This is a genomic window from Nostoc sp. (assembly GCF_041747015.1).
Taxonomy (GTDB): domain Bacteria; phylum Cyanobacteriota; class Cyanobacteriia; order Cyanobacteriales; family Nostocaceae; genus Nostoc.
On record NZ_JBGTFY010000338.1, the window covers coordinates 1 to 4,141 of the forward strand.

Here is a 4,141-nt window from a genome sequence, read left to right on the forward strand (position 1 = left end):
CACACCGAATTGTGTTTCATTACACGCCTAAACATTCTTCATGGCTTAATCAAATTGAGATTTGGTTCAGTATTTTGGTTCGCAAGTTACTCAGAAGAGCTAGTTTCGTTAGTCAGGATGATTTGAAAAATCGAATCCTCAAGTTTATCGACTACTTTAATCAAACAATGGCTAAACCTTTTAAGTGGACATACAAGGGCAAAGTTTTGGCTATTTAATGGTCTGCTTATTTCCGCCGTACTGTACTAGTAAATTGTTCATCGCCATCATACCAAAACACTACCCGTCGTCCTGAGTGCAACCAACGGGCTGAATCTTGAAATAGGTTTTCTAAGGTATTTTGGATACGAGCAGTATTCACTCTCGTTTATTCCCTCCTTCTTTGGCGATGGTTTTGAGCGTCACTTCCTTCTTTTACCATATCGATCGCCTATTTCCGAGTCTTTTTTTGCACTTCCTCACACTAATACACTTCCGGCTTAAAATCGAGAAGGTGCAATCTTCCGATAAAATCCTTCATGCGTCGAGATACAATTTTCTATAAACTATTTCAACAATCGCCAACTTTACTATTTGAGTTATTGACAAATCCGCCAGCAAATGCAGACGAATATAGATTTGATTCCGTAGCAGTTAAAGAACCAAAATTTGAAATCGATGGCGTATTTTTACCTCCAGAAAGTCAAAATTCCGGTGTTGTGTATTTCTGCGAGGTACAGTTTCAAAAGGATGAAAGACTCTATGAAAGGGTATTTGCCGAATCTTGGTTATATTTCTACCGTAATCGGGATAGATTTAGTAATCTGCAAATAGTCATAATTTACCCATCCCGTAATCTTGAGCAAAGTGATATTCGTCCTTATCTCAGTCAGCTTAACAGCCCCCAGGTAAATCGCATATATTTAGATGAATTGGGGAATATTCGCTCTTTACCCTTATGGGTAGCGTTAATGGTGTTAACTACAATTGAAGATGAGCAAGCAACCGAAGAAGCGAGGTATTTGCTCTCCAGAAGTCAGCAGGAAGCACCTCAAACAGAAAATAGCGCCATAATAGAGTTATTGACGACAATAATGGTTTACAAGTTTGAAAATAAGAGCCAACGGGAGGTAGAGGAGATGTTAGGAATTACACTCAAAGAAACACGGGTTTATCGAGAAATCAGAGAAGAAGGGGAAAAATCTCTGGTTTTGCGTTTATTAGCTAGAAGAGTGGGAGAATTACCCCAAGAGGTGCATCAACAAGTTGAATCTCTCCCCCTGGAACAGTTGGAAAACCTGGGTGAAGCATTGCTTGATTTTACCAGTATGGCTGATTTGGATGCTTGGTTTAATCAGTTATGAATTTTGTTTTAACAAATCTCTTTTCCACTGGGATGCTTTTTCTAAATCAGCCATACATTCTTACTGTCACGATTGCTAATTTCCACCTTGCTACCACAAGCAAAAACAGTAGCACGAGCAATTAAATCTTTTAACTTTGCTTGAATTGCTTCACGTCGTTTAGTATTTTCATCTCCCCTAGACCTTAAAATACTTTGAATACTAGGAGTTAAATTACTCCTATTTTTTAAACGCAAATATTCAGTAGTTTTAATTAAAGTATTTAATTCATCTACTAAATGCTTGTCATCGGGTAATCTTACCAACACCTCATCACCACTTACCGTAGACACCATACAGTAATTATCATCCTGCATAGCTCCGTAGGCTTCCGCGTATGGTGTAATAATATGAAGTGTAATATCACTTTTTGACGTACTTAGTTGTTCATCAAGTTTTCGGTTGAATTGATATTGATGACGCGAATCCTTACGAAAAAGTTTATCAGTAAAAATTGCATCCCAAATAAGCTTTTGCAATTCACTAGTTACTTTATTAGGCTCAAATTGTGTATTTTTAATTTCTCGTCCAACATCTTGCTCCTCGTAGGTCAAAAATTCATATATATCACCATTGCGCTGAATTAAAGTTTGCTTTTCCAATCGTTCTAATGATTTTTCTACATCTTGCTTTAATATCAATCTATCTTGGTCAATATTACTAATACTTAAAGTAATTAAATTATCAACATTTGCCCGAATTTCTTTAACGTACTTAATCAGAAATAGCGTTTTCAACAAGTTAATATCAAACGGCTTTTGCAGTTGAGAGTTTTCCTCACCTTGGACAATTACCTGACTGATAACACTATCTAAAAATCCTTCTACTGCCATATAAAATGTGTGGAAGGGAACCAAGACACCAAGAGATGAGTTCGATATTTCTTTAGAAGCAACTTGAAACGCATCTAATAATGAACGTTCTCCCGATGCTAAATGTTTACCCGCAGAACCCATAACCCGAATTTGAGTAAACACTTTCTGCAATAAATTGAATTGATAGGGAATAAACGGATAAGAAGCAATAAAATCTTCGGCGTTGCGATATCCGGGCAATTCTGCACTATCCTGGCTAAAATTAATTTGATTTTTCAGAATTGCAAATTTTTGATTATATAAAATATCTAAATCTCCTCGGGCTGCATCATTTTTCGCCAGTAATCGTAATTTAATTACCTCATCAGTATTTGCAGAAGAAAGACTTAGAGGACGGTAAAAACGACCAATAATTTTAGAAAAATCTCGCCCCCGAATCCGATTTTGGGTAACTTCATCCATCGCTTCTTGGGATGTCACTACTACCCAAGCTTTCCCTTGACATTGAATACCTAACTCCTCTACTACAGGTTGCATATTCAGCATTAAATCGGGATTTTCACCAATATATTGCCCGACTTCATCAACCATAAAAATTAGACGATGTTGTTTACCTTTTTTGTTCAAATGCTCTTTAACTTGCGTGGAAAATCTATCTACACTCAAACTATAGCTTTGTTCGTTAAACTCTAATAATTTACTTGCAGCTTCTGCGCTCATCCCGGTGCTAGTTTGCAAAGCCGTAATTATGGCATCTTGATAAAAACCCCAAGCATCCCGATTTTCTTTCCATTCCAACCCATTTTCTGCTAAAAAAGCTTGTTGAAAAGCCTCATACTTGCCCTGCTTATCCAATTGACGTTCAAATTCGGCAATTGCTGGCACTGTACCAAAATACCCCAAATATTCATCAAATACTTTCTGGAAAACTTTAACGATACTTTCCTTATCATTCTTGCTACTAGCTTCCGCTTTCGAGTCAATATTGAATAAAATTACATCGCAGGAATTATTCGCAGCTTGGGCAATACTTGCACGCAACATCGCATCGGGAATGCGAACATCATCAAAATAATCTAACGCCCGCTTATTTCCCATTTGTTGATTCGCAAGCAAATAGGATAAAATCTTCAGAAAATGGGACTTACCCGAACCAAAAAAGCCCGAAATCCAAACCCCCATCTTATCTGTCGGGTTGTTTAAAGCTTCAGTATAACGTTCAAAAAAAGTACGAAAATGCTTGTCTAATTCCTTGGTGACAACATACTCTTCCAGTTCTTGGCGAACGTTATCTATATCTTGTTGTCCGACTTTAATTACACCATTAATATTACGGTAAATATCTTTTTGGAAGAGTCCAGAAATTTTCATAGTAGTTATTACAGCACTTCCGGCGGCTATGAGGTACATCCTCAAAGCTGAAAGCTATGACAGGAGAGGGGCAAAAGGAAAATTGTATTGCATAATAGCCGGAAGCGCTGTATTCAAAAGTCTATTGAAAAATGGTAGTGCCTGTATATACTTTAAGCAATGTGGTAAATACTTGGTAGAGGTTACTTACGGGGTACTAGAGGAAAAGCTCGATAATAGTTATCGTCCTTAAATGTATTAAACAAGCGTAGTTCATTTCCGTCGTATGAACCAGGAAAAAACATTACTAAGGGTGTTTTGTCAAGTACCGAGTGTAAGTTGTTCAGGATAGTGTGCGATCGCTTCTAATTCCTTTTGACTGGGAAATGGATTAAACCGAAATTTCTCCCACCGTGCTAATACTGGGCCAATTCCTGCGGCTTTACTTAAGGGACTTCCAGAAAATAAACTATTCCATCAACAATAATGATAATCATTTCAAAGGGGGGGATGAAGGGGCTGCCGTCGGCAGTCCCTTCATCCCCCTTTTGTAGTAATTTGAATAATGATTGAGTTTTTGAGTGTGGTAACTGA

At 37.5% G+C, this 4,141-nt stretch carries 5 protein-coding genes; 2 read left to right on the top strand and 3 right to left on the bottom strand.

Features of this window, described 5'->3' with window-relative positions:
- The coding region (locus ACEW80_RS27325; RefSeq protein ID WP_373529612.1) for a transposase at positions 1–218 on the top strand (218 nt) is incomplete at its 5' end.
- An 8-nt stretch (positions 219–226) separates the two neighbouring features.
- Here ACEW80_RS27325 and ACEW80_RS27330 read toward each other — a convergent pair.
- The gene (locus tag ACEW80_RS27330) at positions 227–361 is read right to left on the bottom strand and encodes a hypothetical protein (protein WP_373529613.1); all 135 of its coding nucleotides are present in this window, start codon (positions 359–361) and stop codon (positions 227–229) included.
- 157 nt (positions 362–518) lie between these two features.
- Here ACEW80_RS27330 and ACEW80_RS27335 point away from each other — a divergent pair, with 157 nt between their 5' ends.
- Positions 519–1,343, top strand: a complete 825-nt coding sequence (locus ACEW80_RS27335; protein WP_373529614.1) for a DUF2887 domain-containing protein — start codon at positions 519–521, stop codon at positions 1,341–1,343.
- Between the two features lie 41 nt (positions 1,344–1,384).
- Here ACEW80_RS27335 and brxC read toward each other — a convergent pair whose 3' ends face one another.
- Positions 1,385–3,568, bottom strand: a complete 2,184-nt coding sequence (gene brxC / locus ACEW80_RS27340) for a BREX system P-loop protein BrxC (RefSeq protein WP_373529615.1) — start codon at positions 3,566–3,568, stop codon at positions 1,385–1,387.
- A 182-nt stretch (positions 3,569–3,750) separates the two neighbouring features.
- Positions 3,751–3,852, bottom strand: coding sequence for a BREX protein BrxB domain-containing protein (locus tag ACEW80_RS27345; protein ID WP_373529616.1), 102 nt, complete (start codon positions 3,850–3,852; stop codon positions 3,751–3,753).
- Between the last annotated feature and the right edge of the window lie 289 nt (positions 3,853–4,141).

Excerpts from the sequence above, each read along its gene's own strand:
- ACEW80_RS27345 (WP_373529616.1), bottom strand. The coding sequence starts at position 3,852 with ATGTTTTTTCCTGGTTCATACGACGGAAATGAACTACGCTTGTTTAAT.
- brxC (WP_373529615.1), bottom strand. The coding sequence starts at position 3,568 with ATGAAAATTTCTGGACTCTTCCAAAAAGATATTTACCGTAATATTAAT.
- ACEW80_RS27335 (WP_373529614.1), top strand. The coding sequence starts at position 519 with ATGCGTCGAGATACAATTTTCTATAAACTATTTCAACAATCGCCAACT.